The sequence below is a fragment of the Actinoplanes sp. NPDC049599 genome, from assembly GCF_044465625.1.
In the GTDB taxonomy this organism is placed as follows: domain Bacteria; phylum Actinomycetota; class Actinomycetes; order Mycobacteriales; family Micromonosporaceae; genus Actinoplanes.
This window is the reverse complement of the sequence record NZ_JBITLX010000028.1, coordinates 21,916-38,795: the sequence shown is the minus strand read 5'-3', so window position 1 is coordinate 38,795 and position 16,880 is coordinate 21,916. Positions and strand designations below refer to the sequence as shown.

The 16,880-nt window shown below is 72.1% G+C and carries 8 protein-coding genes; 3 read left to right on the top strand and 5 right to left on the bottom strand.

The genetic code is table 11. From position 1 onward, the window contains the following. Positions 1-2: 2 nt before the first annotated feature. On the bottom strand, positions 3-2,798 hold the full coding sequence (ppc, locus tag ACIBQZ_RS34545; RefSeq protein ID WP_396093045.1) for a phosphoenolpyruvate carboxylase: 2,796 nt from the start codon (positions 2,796-2,798) through the stop codon (positions 3-5). A gap of 168 nt (positions 2,799-2,966) precedes the next feature. Between ppc and ACIBQZ_RS34540 the strand changes: the two genes are divergently transcribed. Together ACIBQZ_RS34540 and ACIBQZ_RS34535 are read left to right on the top strand one after the other, a co-directional pair. Next, the gene (locus ACIBQZ_RS34540) at positions 2,967-4,547 is read left to right on the top strand and encodes a lysyl oxidase family protein (RefSeq protein ID WP_396093044.1); all 1,581 of its coding nucleotides are present in this window, start codon (positions 2,967-2,969) and stop codon (positions 4,545-4,547) included. A gap of 139 nt (positions 4,548-4,686) precedes the next feature. Next, positions 4,687-6,261 carry a lysyl oxidase family protein gene (locus ACIBQZ_RS34535; protein ID WP_396093043.1) on the top strand — a complete coding sequence of 525 codons (1,575 nt, stop codon included), beginning with the start codon at positions 4,687-4,689 and terminating at the stop codon, positions 6,259-6,261. Between the two features lie 63 nt (positions 6,262-6,324). Here ACIBQZ_RS34535 and ACIBQZ_RS34530 read toward each other — a convergent pair whose 3' ends face one another. From ACIBQZ_RS34530 to ACIBQZ_RS34515, 4 genes are all read right to left on the bottom strand, one after another. Continuing rightward, positions 6,325-7,395, bottom strand: coding sequence for a glycoside hydrolase family 6 protein (locus ACIBQZ_RS34530; RefSeq protein ID WP_396093042.1), 1,071 nt, complete (start codon positions 7,393-7,395; stop codon positions 6,325-6,327). 3 nt (positions 7,396-7,398) lie between these two features. Continuing rightward, complete coding sequence (locus ACIBQZ_RS34525) at positions 7,399-9,348, bottom strand: galactose oxidase-like domain-containing protein (RefSeq protein ID WP_396093041.1); 1,950 nt, start codon at positions 9,346-9,348, stop codon at positions 7,399-7,401. Continuing rightward, on the bottom strand, positions 9,345-11,174 hold the full coding sequence (locus tag ACIBQZ_RS34520) for a glycosyltransferase family 2 protein (RefSeq protein ID WP_396093040.1): 1,830 nt from the start codon (positions 11,172-11,174) through the stop codon (positions 9,345-9,347). Before ACIBQZ_RS34520 ends, ACIBQZ_RS34525 begins: the two co-directional genes overlap by 4 nt. Before the next feature lie 94 nt (positions 11,175-11,268). Then, entirely contained in the window at positions 11,269-13,062 is a 1,794-nt protein-coding gene (locus ACIBQZ_RS34515) for a hydrogenase maturation protein (RefSeq protein WP_396093039.1), read from the bottom strand. Positions 13,063-13,252: 190 nt separating this feature from the next. Between ACIBQZ_RS34515 and mfd the strand changes: the two genes are divergently transcribed. Then, positions 13,253-16,873: a transcription-repair coupling factor gene (mfd, locus tag ACIBQZ_RS34510; RefSeq protein WP_396093038.1), complete on the top strand. Its 3,621-nt coding sequence runs from the start codon at positions 13,253-13,255 to the stop codon at positions 16,871-16,873. The last annotated feature ends 7 nt before the right edge of the window (positions 16,874-16,880 follow it).

Sequence of the window (16,880 nt, the reverse complement as noted above, 5' to 3'; positions counted from 1 at the left end):
GATCAGCCGGTGTTGCGCATGCCGGCTGCGATGCCGTTCACCGTGGTCAGCAGCGCTCGCTCCAGCGCCGTCGAATCCGACGGCGAGCGGCGGGCACCCGGCGCGGTCGGCGGCTGGCGGTCGCCGTCCTGCAGTTCCCGGTACTGGCGCAGCAGCGCGACCTGCAGGTGGTGCAGCGGCTCCAGGTACGTGTCCCGGACGCCCAGCGTGCGCGACAGCTCGGGCTGGCTGGCCAGCAGCTCGTCGCGGCCGGTGATGGCCAGGATCTGCTCGACCGTCCTTGCGTACTCCTGCTCGATGGTGCCGAAGATCGGCTGGAGCTCGGCCGGCACCAGCGTGTCGACGTAGCGGCGGGCGATGGTCAGATCCGTCTTCGCCAGCATCATCTCCACGTTGGAGATGAAGGTGCGGAAGAACTGCCAGTTCGCGAACATCTCGTCCAGGACCTCCGCCTGGCCGGCCTCGCGCACCGCGAGCAGGCCGGTGCCGACGCCGAACCAGCCCGGCACGATCTGCCGGGTCTGGGTCCAGCCGAACACCCACGGGATGGCCCGCAGGCCGCCCAGGCCCGCGTCGGCGTTCGGCCGCTTCGCCGGCCGGGAGCCGATGTTCAGCGCGCCCAGCAGCTCGGTCGGCGTCGCCGCCCAGAAGTACGCCGGCAGGTCCGGGTTCTCGACCAGCGCCCGGTACGCCCCGAAGGCCGCACCCGACGCCGTGTCCATCGCGCCGTCCCAGCGGGCCAGCGAGGTGAGGTCGACCGACGGCGACGTGTGCAGCAGCGTCGCCTGCAGCACGGCCGCCACGGTCAGCTCCAGGTTCTCCCGGGCCAGCGCGGGCAGCGTGTACTTGTCCGAGATGACCTCACCCTGCTCGGTCACCTTGATCGCGCCGTCCAGCGTGCCGTACGGCTGGGCCAGGATCGCCTCGTGCGTCGGGCCACCGCCGCGGCCGACGGTGCCACCGCGGCCGTGGAACAGCCGCAGCCGTACGCCGTGCCGGGCCGCCACGTCCCGCAGCGCGCGCTGCGCCTTGTGGATCGACCACTGGCTGGTGGTGATCCCGGCCTCCTTGTTGCTGTCGGAGTAGCCGAGCATGACCTCCTGGAGGTCGCCGCGGGCCCGCACGATCGCCCGGTACGCCGGCAGCGACAGCATCTCGTCCAGCAGCTCACCGCCGGCGTCCAGCTCGGCCGGGGTCTCCAGGAGCGGGACGATGCCGATCCGGGCCCGGCCGGTGTGGATGTCGACCAGGCCGGCCTCGCGGGCCAGCACCGCCGCGGCGAGCACGTCGTCCACGCCGAGGGTCATCGAGATGATGTACGACTCGATGACCTCCGCGCCGAACCGGTCCTGCGAGTCGCGGATCGTGTTGAACACGTCGAAGGTCTTGCGCGCCGAGTCGGTCAGCGGGGTGTCGTTGCCGGCCAGCGGGCGCCGGCCGGTCAGCTCGGTGGCGAGCAGCTTGGTGCGCTCCGGCCGGCCCAGCGAGAGGTAGTCGTCGACCTCGCCTACCTGCGTGTACAGCTGCGCCAGCACCTCGTGGTGCTTCTCGGCGTGCTCGCGCACGTCGAGGGTGGCCAGCTGCAGGCCGAAGGCGGACACCGTACGGATCGCCGAGGCCACCGTGCCGACCGCGGTGAGCTGTCCCGAGTTGCGCGCCAGCGAGGCGCGGATCAGCTCCAGGTCGCCGACCAGCTCGTCGGTGCCGAGGTAGTCGCGGCCGGGTACGTGCACGGTGCCGCGGCGCAGCCGCTCGCGGGTGTTGGCGAGCTTGGCCTTGATGCAGCGGACCTTCAGCCGGTACGGCTCCTCCGCGTTGGTGCGGCGGAAGCGCGGTGCGACCTCGGGCAGCGCGTCGAGGTCCTTGGCCAGGCTCGCGGACAGGTCGAGGGACACGCCGCGCAGCCGCCGGGAGACGGACAGCTCGTCGATGAGGGCGTCCATCGCCGCCTCGGTGGCCTGGATGCCGTGCTCGTGCTGGATGATCAGCACGTCGCGGGTGACGGCCGGGGTGACGAACGGGTTGCCGTCGCGGTCGCCGCCGATCCAGCTGCCGAAGGTCAGCGGGCGCGCGGTCGGCGAGGTCTCCACCCCGAGCTGGCGCAGCGTCTCGGCCAGGTCGTCGAGCACCTGCGGCGCGGCCTCGGCGTACAGGTCCTTGAGGTAGTAGACGGCGTTGCGGGCCTCGTCGGTCGGGTCGGGCCGGTCCAGCCGCAGCTCGTCGGTCTGCCAGAGCAGGTCGATCAGCTCGGCGAAGCGGCGCGTGGAGGCGGTGGTGTCCGAGGCGCCGTACAGGATCGCGGCGCTGGCCTCGCCGTCCAGCGAGTCGGCGAGCTGGCGCAGCTTGGACAGGATCGAGCGGCGGGCCGCCTCGGTGGGGTGCGCGGTGAAGACCGGGCGCACCGCCAGCCGGCGGGCGGCCGCGGCGATCTCGTCGGCGGGCACGCCCTGCTCGGCGATGCGCTTGGCGGCCTGATCCAGCCAGCCGCCGTCGCGGGCGCGGCGGCGCTGCAGGTCGCGGGCGCGGTGCACCTGCTCGGTGATGTTCGCCAGGTGGAAGTAGGTGGAGAACGCGCGGGCCAGCTTGGTGCCGGTCGTCACGTCCAGGGCGGCGAGGCGCTCGGCGGCGGCCGGTGCGTCGGCCCGGACCAGCGCGCGGACCTCCTCGACCAGGTCGAGCAGGGGCTTGCCCTCCTGGCGGGCGAGGGTCTGGCCGAGCAGCGTGCCGATCCGCCGGATGTCGGCGCGCAGCGCCGCATCGGGACTTTCCGGGTCGGGCTGGCCGTGCTGGTCTGTCACCGGAGCGCTCCTTTTGCATCGTGCGGAAGGACAGCGCTGTCCCGACTTCGCCGATCGTATCGGTGACCCGCCCCGGAGGGGTGATTTGAGGCAAGTCTCATAGGCGCTTACGCCCCCTTCACGCCTTTCCGGATTACCTGTGCGTCACGAACTCCGGGGAGGACAAGAATGGCAAGAAGGACCCGCATTCTGGTGGCCGGCGCGGTCGCCACCGCCGTCGGCATGGCCGCCGCCGGTCTCGGCGTGGCGGACGCCGCCGCCGCACCGCCGCCGCTGGCCTTCACCGTGGCCACGCCGAACGTGCTGGCCGAGCGGTACGTCTACGACGGCGAACAGGGCTACCTCAACTTCGACCTGGGCGTGAACGTCATCGCCGGCAAGGATCCGCTGGAGATCCGAGCCAAACGCCCGTCCTACACCAAGCCGATCGTGGCCGAGCAGATCGTGGTGCGGAAGGGCAAGAAGAAGGCGGTGCCGCTGCCGGCCGGGATGGTCACCGGCTGGGGCGGCCTGGCGAACTTCACCACCGTCACCGTGAAGAACGCGGCGGGCAAGCAGGTCGCCGGCTACCAGACCGACTTCTGCCCGAACGCCTACGAATCGGCACGCACCCGGCGTGACGCGCCCGCGCAGAACCCCTATCCGCGGGGCTGCTCCGGTGCCCCGTTCAACCTGGGCGCGGTGTGGGGTGTGCAGGCCGGCTGGAACGCCCCGCTCGCCAGCATGCCGCGGAGCGGCGAGCTCGACCTGCCGGACGGCGTCTACACGGCGACCGTCTCGGTCAACAAGAAGTACCGGGACTTCTTCAAGATCGCGGCGAAGGGCGCGACGCTGAAGCTCACCGTCACGGTGAAGACCATCGTCGAGGACGGCGACGCGGCGGCTGCGGCCGTGGCCAGGATCAAGGCGGCCCGGGCCGGCGACGACACCGCCGAGGCGGCCGCGGTCGCGGAGCACGGCGAGCACGGCGGCCAGGGCGACGCGGACCTGCAGATCTCGGCCTACAAGCCGGAATTCCGGCCGCCGGCGAAGAAGCCCAAGGCGGTCAAGGCGTCGACCATCGCCAAGGGCCCGCGTCCGGACCTGCGCTCGCTGCCCGCCTGGGGCATCTCGCTGTCGCAGGAGGAGGACGACAAGAAGTGGTACGTCAACTTCGGCGCCACGGTCTGGAACGGCGGCTCGTCACCGCTGCTGGTCGACGGCTTCCGGCGGACCGGCACGGAGCTGATGGACGCGTACCAGTACTTCTTCGACGCCAAGGGCAAGGAGGTCGGCTCGGCCGCCGCGGGCACGATGGAGTGGGACGCCCGGGAGGGGCACCGGCACTGGCACTTCACCGACTTCGCGCAGTACAGCCTGCTCAAGGCGGACAAGAAGCTGGCCGTGCGCAGCGGCAAGGAGGCGTTCTGCCTGGCCAACACCGACGCGGTGGACTACACCATCCCGAACGCGAAGTGGCGGCCGGACAACACCGACCTGTCCAGCTCGTGCGGGCAGAACACCGCCGTGGCGGTGCGTGAGGTGCTGGACATCGGCAACGGTGACACGTACACGCAGGACCGGCCGGGGCAGTCGTTCGACATCACCGGCCTGCCGAGCGGCACGTACTACATCGAGGTCAAGGCCAACCCCTCCAACAAGCTGACCGAGCTGAGCACCAAGAACAACACCGCCCTGCGCAAGATCGTGCTGGGCGGGACCGCGGCGGCGCGCACCCTCAAGGTGCCGTCGGTCAACGGGCTCGACTGATGACGATCGGCGCCGGCCACCGTTCCGGATATTCACGTATTCATCTGCGTGATTCGAAACGGATCTCACAGGTCCTCACGTCCGCTTCACGCCTGTCCCGTTTACCTGGGCGCTACACAGCCCTCTGGGGAGGAAAAGCATGACAAGAAGGACCCGGGTTCTGGTGGCCGGCGCCGTCGCCACCGCCGTCGGCCTCACCGCCGCCGGGATGGGAGTGGCGAACGCGGCCACCGACCCACCGCCACTGGCCCTCACGCTCGCCACCACCAACGTGGTCGCCGAGCGGTACGTCTGGGGCGAGGAGAGCTACCTGTACTTCGATCTGGGCGTCAACGTGATCGCGGGCAAGGACCCGTTCGAGATCCGGGCGACCCGCAAGTCGTACGCCGATCCGATCGTCGCCAAGCAGACCGTGCTCAAGAACGGCAAGAAGAAGGAGGTGACGCTGCCGGCCGGGATGGTCACCGGGTGGGGCGGCCTCAAGGACTTCACCACGGTCAGCATCAAGAACGCGGCGGGCGCCGAGATCGCGAACTACCAGACCGACTTCTGCCCGAACGACTACCAGTCGACCCGGACCCGGCGCGACGCCCCGGCCGACACCCCCTACCCGCAGGGTTGCTCGTACAACCCGTTCACGATCGGCTCGGTCTGGGGCATCCAGGCCGGCTGGAACGCCACCACCGCCAGCCTGCCGTCGACCGGCGAGTTCGACCTGGCGGACGGCGACTACACGGCGACCGTCACGCTGAACAAGACCTACCAGGACTACTTCAAGATCGCGGCGAGCGGCACCGCGTTGACCATGAACCTCAAGGTCGAGACCATCGACGAGGGCAAGGAGGCCGGCGAGGCCGTTGCGGCCAAGGTCAAGGCGGCCCGGCAGGGCGAGAACACCGCCGAGGCGGCGGCCGTCGCCGAGCACGGTGAGCACGCCGGCCAGGGCGACGCCGACCTGCAGGTCTCGGCCTACAAGCCGGAGTTCCGGCCGCCGGCCAAGCGGCCGAAGGCGGTCCGGGCGGCCAGCATCCCCAAGGGTCCGCGCCCCGACCTGCGCTCGCTCCCGGCCTGGGGCATCGCGCTGGAGCAGGGCGACGGTAAGGCGTTCGTCAGCTTCGGCGCCACCGTCTGGAACGGCGGCACGTCGCCGCTGCTGGTCGACGGTTTCCGGCAGACCGGCACCGACCTGATGGACGCGTACCAGTACTTCTTCGACGCCAGCGGCAAGGAGGTCGGCTCGGTCGAGGCCGGCACCATGGAGTGGGACGCCCGGGACGGCCACCGGCACTGGCACTTCACCGACTTCGCCCAGTACAACCTGCTGACCGCGGACCAGAAGCAGGCGGTGCGCAGTGGCAAGGAGGCGTTCTGCCTGGTGAACACCGACGCGGTCGACTACACGATCCCGAACGCCAAGTGGCGCCCGAGCAACACGGACCTCTCCAGCTCCTGCGGCCAGAACACCGCCGTGGCGGTGCGTGAGGTGCTCGACATCGGCAACGGCGACACCTACACCCAGTCGCTGCCGGGTCAGTCGTTCGAGGTCACCGATCTGCCGAACGGCACCTACTACATCGAGGTCAAGGCCAACCCGTCGAACAAGCTGAGCGAGCTCAGCACGACGAACAACTCCGCCCTGCGCAAGATCATCCTGGGCGGCACGCCGGCCGAGCGCACCCTCGAGGTGCCGGCGGTCAACGGCATCGAAGGCTGATCCACGGACGGCCGGCGGGCACCGATCCCAGCGTGGGGGCCGGTGCCCGCCGGTCCCGGCGGCTCAGGACCGCGGCGCGGCCAGGTCCAGGGCGTACTCCGGCCACCACTCGCCGGCCGGGGGAGCGCCGTCGCCGCAGGCGCCGTCCGACTCGCCCGGCCGCTTGATCCACAGGTACGCGTCGGCCAGCGGCACCCCGGTCCGGGTGGTCGGCGCCTCGCCCAGCGCCCGCCCCGGCGGGTTGCACCAGTGCCGGTCGCCCGCGCCCTTCTGGGCCGGGCCGTTGCCGTTGCGGCTGGTGTCCACGACGAAGTGCGCGCCGCCCAGCAACGCGGACAGCCGGGCGCCGTAGCTGAGGTTGTCCGCGGTCGTCTCGAAGTTGGCGACGTTGAGCGAGAAGCCGGCCGCCCGGGTGATGCCGGCCCGGCGCAGGGCGGCGGTCAGCCGGACCGGCTTGGTGATCCAGCTCGGGTTGCCCGCGTCCAGGTAGACCAGCACACCCGGGCTGGCCCGCAGCGCGTCGACCGCCTCGGCGAGCAGGTCGTACCGTTCCTGCGCCGCGTCCGGGTCCAGGCAGCCCTGCACCGCCTGCGGGATCGCGTCGGGTTCGAGCACGACCAGCGCCTGATGCCCGCGCAGGGCGCCGGCCAGCGCGCGTACCCAGGACCGGTAGGCGTCGGCGTCGTCGGCGCCGCCGGCCGACTGACCGGCGCAGTCCCGTTCCGGGATGTTGTAGAGCGTGAGCACCGGCAGCCGGCCGGCCGCCGTCGCGGCCGCGGCCAGCCTCCCGGCCCGCTGCGCGTAGCCGGGGGAGTCGTCGGCGAACCAGGTGGCGGTGGGCTGGTCGGCGATCCGCCGCAGGGCCGCGACATCGGCGGTACGCCCGGCGCTCTGCCACGCCGCGAGCTGGTTCACCGCCGCGCCGTTCGGGTCCACGTACAGCGGCCGGGCGGCCGGCGTGCCGCGCGGCTCCGGGCCGGCCACGTCCGACCGCGCCCCGGCCGGGCCGAGCACCACCGGCGACTCCACGCCGCGCCGTGTGAGCACCACGATGGCGGTGATGACCAGGATCAGGGCCAGCCCGGCGACGGGCAGCGCCCAGCGGCCGGGCGCCGGGCCGGCGTGTCTCGCCATCGCTCAGCGCACCCGGACCCAGCGGCCCGCCGACGGCACGCCCTTGTCGTCCACCAGGAACAGCAGGTACCAGCCCGAGGGCACAAGTCCCCGGGCCTTCGGCACCGACAGGGCCACGCCGTCCGCCGACGGTGTCACGTCCAGCGCGACCGAACGCTGGTCGACGTCGGTGACGTGGGTGACGGCGCTGGGCCGCAGCAGCCGGGCCGTGCGGACCCGGCCGGCGTCCGGGGTGGCGAAGCTGACCGTCGTGCCGCGCTGCACCGACTCGGGCCCGGCGCCGATCACCGGCCGCGTGCCCTTGAACAGGTACGGCGGTGAGTACACCTCGATGCGCTGCTCGAAGGTGCCGGGGTCACGGCCGGCCGGATCGTAGAGCGGGTCGCTGCCCATGGTGATGACCCGCCCGTCGGGCAGCAGCAACGCCTCGGAGTGGTAGTTGCGGCCGACGGTGGACTCCGCCGCGGTCTCGAAGCGGTCCCGGGCCGGCCGGTAGATCTGCGCGTTGAACAGGTCGCTGCGGGTCCGGCCGCGGTACTCGCCGCCGCGGTAGCCGGACGAGCCGCCGGTGGTCAGCACGGTGTCGTCGGGCAGCAGCACCGTGCTCAGGTAGCGCGCCGGCTGCGGCAGGTCCGGACCGGGCAGGTACCTCGGCTTCGCCTCGTCCAGGTCCGCGACCGCGGTCCGCCGGGTCGACACCGCCGACTCGCCGACCTCGCCGCCACCGAAGATCATCACCCGCTGGTCCTGGGCCGGCGGCAGCAGCACCGACGAGCTGGTCTCGGTCAGCCGCCCGTCGCGCAGGCCCGGCACCGCCTGGAACTTGTTCTTCTGCAGGTCCCACAGCCCGGGGGTGCGGCCGATGGTGTCCGAGCCGTAGCCGGAGTTGGAGCCGGAGAAGAACAGCCGGCCGTCCTGCATCAGGTGCAGCGCGGGATAGGTGGGGAAGACCCGCTTGAGCTTCGGGGCGTCGACCCAGCGCCGCTGGTCCTTGACGTAACGCTCGTTGTCGCCCGGCAGCATCCGGCCGAACTCGTCCAGCCCGGACACCGCGAGCACGTCGCCGTTCGGCAGCTCGGCCAGCGTCGGGTACCAGCGGCTCTTGACCATGTCGGCGGTGCGCACGTACTGCTCGGTGCGCGGGTCGAACTCGTACGACGTCTTGTCGCCGCCGTACTCCTGCTTCTCCCGGGTGATCTTGTCGGAGACGCCGTAGATGTTGCGCTGGTCCTGGCCCCGCAGGCCGCTGACCGCGTACTGCGCGGGGTGGTCCACCACCGGGACGTCGCCCTCGACCTCGGCGTCGACCCACACCTCGACCTCGCCGGCGTAGGTCGTCACCTTGTCACCGTGGTTCATCGCGGTCGCCGCCGGCAGGGTCACGTCGTCGCGGGTCAGGTAGGCCTGGCCGGCCGTGCCGGTCAGCCGGGTGCCCTTGGGGAAGAACCGGGGCCCGTCGGCCGGCGACTCGTTCTTGATCTTCATGACGCCGGCCGCGTGGGTGATGTTCTTCGCCAGCACCTCGTACGACTTCGTCCCGCCGGCCACCAGCAGGTTGCCGCTGGGCAGGAAGGTGTGCCCGGCGCAGAACACGTCCGTCGGGGTGGGCACCTCGTTGAACGTGTTGCGGGCGGGGTCGTACAGCACCGTGCGGAACGTGCCGGCCTCGAAGTTGTCCCGGTTGTTGCCGCTGCCCGCGATGATCAGCACCTTGCCGGTGTGCAGCAGCGCCGCGTGGATCGCGTTGACCCGGAAGCCGGCCGGCACCGGCAATCGGGCCCAGTGGCCGTACTTCTCCTTGTAGGACTGGCGGTTGATGGTGAAGTCGTGCAGCGCGTCCGAGCCGAAGGCCACCACGGGCCGGTTGACGAAGACGAGCAGGCCCAGGACGACGAGGCCGATCAGGCCGCTCAGCAGGCGGCGCAGCAGCGACGGGCGGGGGCGGGGCTTCATACCAGGGTCTCCACGGGTTCTGCGGCGGGCTTGGGGTGCGGGGCGGTGCCGGACGGCGGCGCTGCGGCCCGGCGGCGCTGGTGCTCCTGGCCGGCCCAGATCGCGGGCGGCAGCAGGCAGATGATCAGGTTGACGGCGGGCCACACCCACATCGCGCCGTGCAGGTGCCCGCCGATCGGGGCACAGGCCAGCAGCACGACGTAGAACGCCGCCCAGCGCAGGCCCGGTCCGAAGGTCAGCAACCGGTCCGGGCTGGCCGAGTCGCCCTTGGGCGTGACCACAAAACCGGTGGTGCGGCGCAGCAGCGCGCTCAGGTACGAGGACACGTACACCGGCGTGGACAATGTGGACATCAGCATGCCGGTGAGCCCGGAGGAGCCGGCCTCCTCGTGCGGGCTGGTGTTGTGGCGGCGGTTCCACACGTACAGGCCGAGCTGGAACAGGGCGGCGTCCACATAGAGCATCAGCCACACCTCCTGCGGCACCTGGACGCCCTTGGCACCCAGCACCAGATAACAGACAGCGTTGCCGGCGCCGAGCAGCCAGGCCAGCGCGGTCAGCGGGTAGTACGACATCAGCAGCCCGTAGTGCAGTGCCCGCCGGAACCCGAGCCGCCAGACGAACTTGGCGAACGACGTGACGACAACCTCGTTGGTGCCGCGCGACCACCGGTGCTGCTGGGTGAAGTAGTCGGTCCAGGACGACGGTCCCTCGCCGACCGCCAACACGTCCGGGGTGTAGACCGAGCGCCAGCGCTTGCCGGAGTGCGGGTTGCGGGCGCTGTGCATGACCAGGCTGGTGGCCATGTCCTCGGTGATCGAGTCCTGCAGGCCGCCGATGCTGCGCAACGCCGAGATGCGGACCGCGTTGTTGGTGCCGACCAGCATCGAGATGCCGAGCCGGTTGCCGGCCCGCTGCAGCAGCGAGTGGAACAGGTACTGCTGCGACTCGGCCCAGCGGGTCACCACGTTGTCGTAGTTGCCGTAGATCTGCGGGCCGACCACGAACGCCACGTCGGGATCGCGGAAGTAGCCGAGCAGCCGCTCGCAGAAGTTGGGCATCGGCACGTGGTCCGGGTCGACCGAGACGAACACGTCGTAGGAGTCGCCGTGGTCGCCGATCCACGAGTTGTAGTTGCCGTGCTTGGTCTTCGCCTTGAACGGCCCGGCCGCGGTGTTGCACTCCGCCCGGCCGCGGCGGCTGAAGTGCCGGACGCCGAGCCGCGCGCACATCGCCTTGACCTCGTTGTCGTCGCCCTCGTCGAGCAGCCAGACGTCGTACTTGCCGGGGTGCCGGATCGCCCGCGCCGCGCGCAGGGTGCGCTCGACCATCGCGATCGGCTCCTTGCCCGGCACGATCGTGGTCAGGAACGCGACCCGCAGGGCCCGGTCCGGCACCATCGGCACCGGGTCCCGGGCCCAGAGCGTGGCCAGGCACAGCGTGAAGACGTTGACCAGCCGGAACAGCTCGATCAGCGCGGTCGCCGCGATCATCACCACGGTGGCGGCGTAGAGCCACAGGTGCAGGTCGGGGTCGGGCACCTCGATCGAGGAGAGCAGCCAGGCGAAGAACGTGCTCTCGAAGGCGAAGGCGAACAGCGTGATCAGCACGGTGGTCAGCGGCCGGCGCCGGGCCAGCGGCCGCATCGTGACCCGCCGCGGCCCGGGGCCCGGGTTCTCCGCCGGGCCGGCGAGCACGCTGTAGCCGCTGTACTCGTAGCGGCCGGGCAGCAGGGTGGTGGGCGTGTTCAGCACCCGCGCGAGCGCGGGATCCACGGCTGCGCGCGGCGTCGGGATGGCGGGTGGCGGCTGGGCGGGGTCGCTCATCGGCGTCCTCTCACATCGGACCCGGGCACGGGCGGATCGGCGGGACGCCGTTCAGGGCGTCCCGCCGGTGCCGAGCAGGCGGCGTCGGGCGGCGTCAGGCGGACAGCGGTACGGCGGAGCGGACCCGTACCGGGGCGTCGGCGGGATTCTCCGCGGTGACGCGCGGCCGGTTGAGCTGGCGCGGGCGGGCCGCGGCCGGCTCGGTGCGCGCGCCCGGCAGCAGGCGGGCCGGCGTCGCGACCGGCCGTGCCTTGCTCAGGAACGCCCGGCGGGCGGCGGCGAAACCGGACCGGTCGCCGAACATGTCGCTGCTCATCTCCGCGAGCTCACGGGCCTCGTAGACGTCCAGCGGCACCCGTTCGGCGGCCAGCCGCTTCGCCTTGGCCGACTGGCGGCGCCGGGCGCTGCGGGGGTCGGCCTGGCGGGTGGCGAGCGCGGTCAGCCACTCGGCGTACGCCTCGGGGTGGCGCGGGCCGACCTCGTCGACCAGGCCCAGCGCGGCCGCCTGGTCCGCGCCGACCGGCAGCTTCGCGTCGATGAGCCGTTGCGCGGTCTCCGCGCCGACCCGCCGGGGGAGGGTGAACGTGTGCAGCTCGGAGCCGTAGAGCCCGATGTCGTAGTACGGGTTCAGCACGGTGCCGCGGCGGGCCGCGACGATGTCGGCGCCGAGGCCGAGCATCACGCCGCCGGCGCCGGCGCTGCCCGCGTACCCGGCCACCACGACCTGCCCGGTGCAGGAGATGATCTCCCGGCACACCGCGTTGACGGCCTTGATGTTGGCCCAGGCCGCGGCGGCCGGGTCGGCGGCCGCGTCCACCGCCGCCAGGTGGATGCCGTTGCTGAACGCGTCGGTGCCGCTGCGCAGCACCAGCACCCGGGTGTCCTGGGCGGCGGCGTACCGCAGGCCGGCCAGCAGCCGGCGGCAGTGCCCGGTGGACATCGCGCCGTTGTAGAAGTCGAAGGCCAGCCAGCCGACCGGTCCGGTCCGGCGATAGCGCACCTGCCGGTACGACGGACCCTCCGGCTCGGTGCCCGGCGGCAGCGGCGAGTCGGGTACGCCGTGCAGCCGCTTGCCGAGCAGCGTGGTGGCCGGCAGCTTGACCTGGTCGGGCCGGGTCGCGTCGCGCAGCTGGCCCAGCCACAGGCTGCCGTCGCCGGTGGCCACCAGCACCGCGCCCTGGCGGCGGCTGAGCACCGTGCCGGGGCGCGCGCCGCGGGCCAGCCCGGGATGCGCGTCGTACGCGAAGACCTCCAGCCCGGCCACCGTGGTGCGGACCCCGGGGCTGCCGTCGGCCGCGCGGATCCGCCGCAGGATCTGCTCGCCGGGCTGGGACCAGTCGAACGCACGGTCGGCCTGCCGCATGGCGGGCCGGGGCCGGGCGCCCTGCACCTCGATGGTCAGTTCGGTCGCCGGCACCGGGCGGAACGCCGGGTCGGCGGCCTTGGCCAGGACCTCGAAGACGCACTCCAGGGCCGCGTCGGCGACCGGTCCGTTGTAGAGCGACGACTTGCGCGGGGCGGCCGGCATCGGGAAGGTCCGGGTGGCCCAGACGGGGCCGGCGTCCATCTCCTCGACCGCCTGCAGCGCGGTGACTCCCCAGCTGGGCGTGCCCTCGGCGATCGCCCAGTCCAGCGACGACGGCCCGCGGTCGCCGACCGGACCGGGATGGATGATCACCGTGCGGCACTGCCGCCAGACCTGCGCGGGGACCCGATGGGTGAGGAACGGGCAGAGGATCAGCTCGGGCTGAGCGGCGGCGACCCCGTCGATGATGTCCTGGGCCGAGGTGGCGATCAGGACACCGACGTCATGGCCCGCTTCCCGCAGCGCACACCAGGTCCGCTGACTCAGACCGTTGAACGCCGACACGAGCAGCAGAACCCGCACATTGCCTCCCCAGACAATTCCCCCACGACCAGCGGGCAGTCTTAGTCACCCGTTTATCGTTATGTCGGACATGCAGTCCGATAGCGGTCCGTCGCCGCGAGGATGTCGGCCGGCGGACTAAGCTTTGGGGCATACCCCCCGTTCAACTGGCGTCGGGGGTTTTCGATGTGCCTTCACGGGAGTTTTTCTCATGCAACTCAGCGGCCTGATTCCTGCGGCCCTGCGCGACCGCGGGCTGGCCCGGGCCCGTGACCTCGCGCGCAAGGGCGGTGCCGACTCCGACGCGCTCGACCTCACCGCGCCCGCCTCGTCGCGCCCGTTCGTGGTGGCCGCCGTCGCCGGCCCGGCCGAGCACGGCGGCGCCGGCCGCCCGGTGCTCGCGGTGACCGCGACCAGCCGCGAGGCCGACGACCTCGCCGACGCGCTCGGCTGCCTCATCTCACCCGACCGGGTCGCCGTCTTCCCCTCCTGGGAGACGCTGCCGCACGAGCGGCTGTCCCCCCGGTCCGACACGGTGGGCCGCCGGCTGGCCGTGCTGCGCCGCCTCGCCCACCCCGGCGCGGCCGGCGGCGAGCCCGTCCAGGTTGTGGTCGCGCCGGTGCGCAGCCTGCTCCAGCCCCAGCTCAAGGGCCTCGGCGACCTGGAGCCGGTGGCGCTGAGCACGGGCGGCAGCGCCGAGCTGGAGACCGTCGCCCGGCGGCTCACCGACATGGCGTACGCCCGGGTCGACCTGGTCACCAAGCGCGGCGAGTTCGCGGTGCGCGGCGGCATCCTGGACGTCTTCCCGCCCACCGACGAGCACCCGTCCCGGGTCGAGTTCTGGGGCGACGAGGTGGAGGAGATCCGCACCTTCGCCGTCGCCGACCAGCGCACCATCGACCCGGTGCCGCGGCTCTGGGCGCCGCCCTGCCGCGAGCTGCTGCTCACCCCGGCGGTCCGGGCCCGCGCCGCCGAGCTGGCCGAGCAGCACCCGGAGATCGCCGAGATCCTCGACAAGCTGGCCGAGGGCATCCCGGTCGAGGGCATGGAGTCGCTGGCGCCGGCGCTGATGGACGGCACCGACTCGATGGAGCTGCTCATCGACTGCATGCCCAAGGGCACCCACGTGCTGCTCTGCGACCCCGAGCGGATCCGCACCCGGGCGCACGACCTGACCCGCACCTCCGACGAGTTCCTGGAGGCCAGCTGGGCCGCGGCCGCCGTCGGCGGCCAGGCCCCGATCGACGTCGGCGCCGCTGCGTTCAAGACCCTCGCCGAGGTACGCGCCCACGCCGCGGTGCTGCACCAGCCATGGTGGACGGTCTCGCCGTTCGGCCTGGCCGAGGCGGAGGAGCCGGCGTCGGAGACCCCGTGGCTCGAGACGCCGGCGGTGGAGGTGTCACCCGACCTGGGCGACGCGATCGCCCTGCACGCCCAGCCGGTCCCGCTCTACCACGGCGACACCGCCAAGCTCGCCGCCGACCTGCGCCAGTGGGCCGGTGAGCAGTGGGCCATCGCGCTGGTCTTCGAGGGCCACGGCACCGCCCAGCGGGCCACCGAGCTGCTCCGCGACGCCGGCCTCGGCGTCACCCCGGTCGACGCCATCGGAGCCGCGCTCGAGCCGGGCCAGCTGCTGATCACCTGCGGCGGGCTCAACCACGGCTTCGTCGACGAGGGCTCCCGGCTCGCCGTCATCACCGGCAACGACATCACCGGCGGCCGCGGCGCGTCCACCAAGGACATGCGCAAGCTGCCCAGCCGGCGGCGCAACACCATCGACCCGCTGGAGCTCAAGCCCGGCGACCACGTCGTGCACGAGCAGCACGGCATCGGCAAGTACGTCGAGCTGGTGCAGCGCACGGTCAACGGCGCCGAGCGCGAGTACATGGTCATCGAGTATGCGGCCAGCAAGCGCGGCCAGCCCGGCGACCGGCTCTTCGTCCCCACCGACCAGCTCGACCAGCTCTCCCGCTACGTCGGCGGCGAGTCGCCCACGTTGCACAAGATGGGCGGCTCCGAGTGGCAGAAGAGCAAGGCCCGGGCCCGCAAGGCGGTCCGCGAGATCGCGGCCCAGCTCATCCAGCTGTACGCCGCCCGGCAGGCGTCCAAGGGCCACGCGTTCGGCCCGGACACCCCGTGGCAGCGTGAGCTGGAGGACGCGTTCCCGTACACGGAGACCCCCGACCAGATGGCGGCGATCATCGAGGTCAAGCAGGACATGGAGCTGGCCGTGCCGATGGACCGGCTGATCTGCGGCGACGTCGGCTACGGCAAGACCGAGATCGCGGTCCGGGCCGCCTTCAAGGCGGTCCAGGACGGCAAGCAGGTGGCCATCCTGGTGCCCACCACGCTGCTCGCCCAGCAGCACTACAACACCTTCGCCGAGCGGATGAGCCAGTTCCCGGTGACCATCAAGCAGCTCTCCCGCTTCCAGACGCCCAAGGAGGCCACCCAGACGCTGGAGGAGGCCGCCAACGGCACCGCCGACATCGTCATCGGCACCCACCGGCTGCTCGCCGCGGCGACCCGCTTCAAGAACCTCGGCATGGTCATCGTCGACGAGGAGCAGCGCTTCGGCGTCGAGCACAAGGAGCAGCTCAAGACGCTGCGCGCGTCGGTGGACGTGCTGACCATGTCGGCCACCCCGATCCCGCGCACCCTGGAGATGGCGATCACCGGCATCCGCGAGATGTCCACCATCGCCACCCCGCCCGAGGAGCGGCACCCGGTGCTGACGTTCGTCGGCGCGCACGACGACAAGCAGGTGGCCGCGGCCGTCCACCGCGAGCTGCTCCGCGACGGCCAGGTCTTCTACCTGCACAACCGGGTCGAGTCGATCGACAAGGCGGCCCGCCGGCTGCGCGAGCTGGTGCCCGAGGCGCGGGTCGCCGTCGCGCACGGCCAGATGGGCGAGGAAGCCCTGGAGAAGGTGATGGTCGGCTTCTGGGAGAAGGACTTCGACGTGCTGGTCTGCACGACCATCGTGGAGTCCGGCATCGACATCCCCAACGCCAACACCCTCATCGTCGAGCGCGCCGACCTGCTCGGGCTCTCCCAGCTGCACCAGATCCGCGGCCGGGTCGGCCGCGGCCGGGAGCGCGCGTACGCGTACTTCCTCTACCCGCGGGAGAAGCCGCTCACCGAGACCGCGCACGAGCGGCTGGCCACCATCGCCCAGCACACCGAGCTCGGCGCCGGCATGTACGTGGCGATGAAGGACCTGGAGATCCGCGGCGCCGGCAACCTGCTCGGTGGCGAGCAGTCCGGCCACATCGAGGGCGTCGGCTTCGACCTGTACGTGCGGATGGTCGGCGAGGCGGTCAGCGCGTTCAAGGGTGAGCGGCCGGAGGAGGAGCCGGAGGTCAAGGTGGACCTGCCGATCGACGCGCACCTGCCGACCGACTACATCTCGGTGGAGCGGCTGCGCCTGGAGATGTACCGCAAGCTCGCCGAGGCCCGCGACAACGCCCGCCTGGACGAGGTCGTGGCCGAGATGACCGACCGCTACGGCGAGCCGCCGACCCACGTCGCCAACCTGATCGCGGTGGCCCGGTTCCGGCTGCTGGCCCGCGCGTACGGCCTCACCGACGTCTCCGTGCAGGGCAAGCACCTGCGGTTCTCGCCGCTGGTGCTGCCCGACTCCAAGCAGCTGCGGCTCAGGCGCTACCACCCGGACTCGGTCTACAAGACCACCAACGATCAGGTCAGCGTGCCGCGGCCGACGACCCGCCGGGTGGGTGGCGAGCCGCTGCGCGACCAGGCCCTGTTGCAGTGGTGCGCCCAGCTGCTCAAGGACGTGCTCGGCGAGGTGCCGGCCCCGGTGTCGGCATGATCCGATA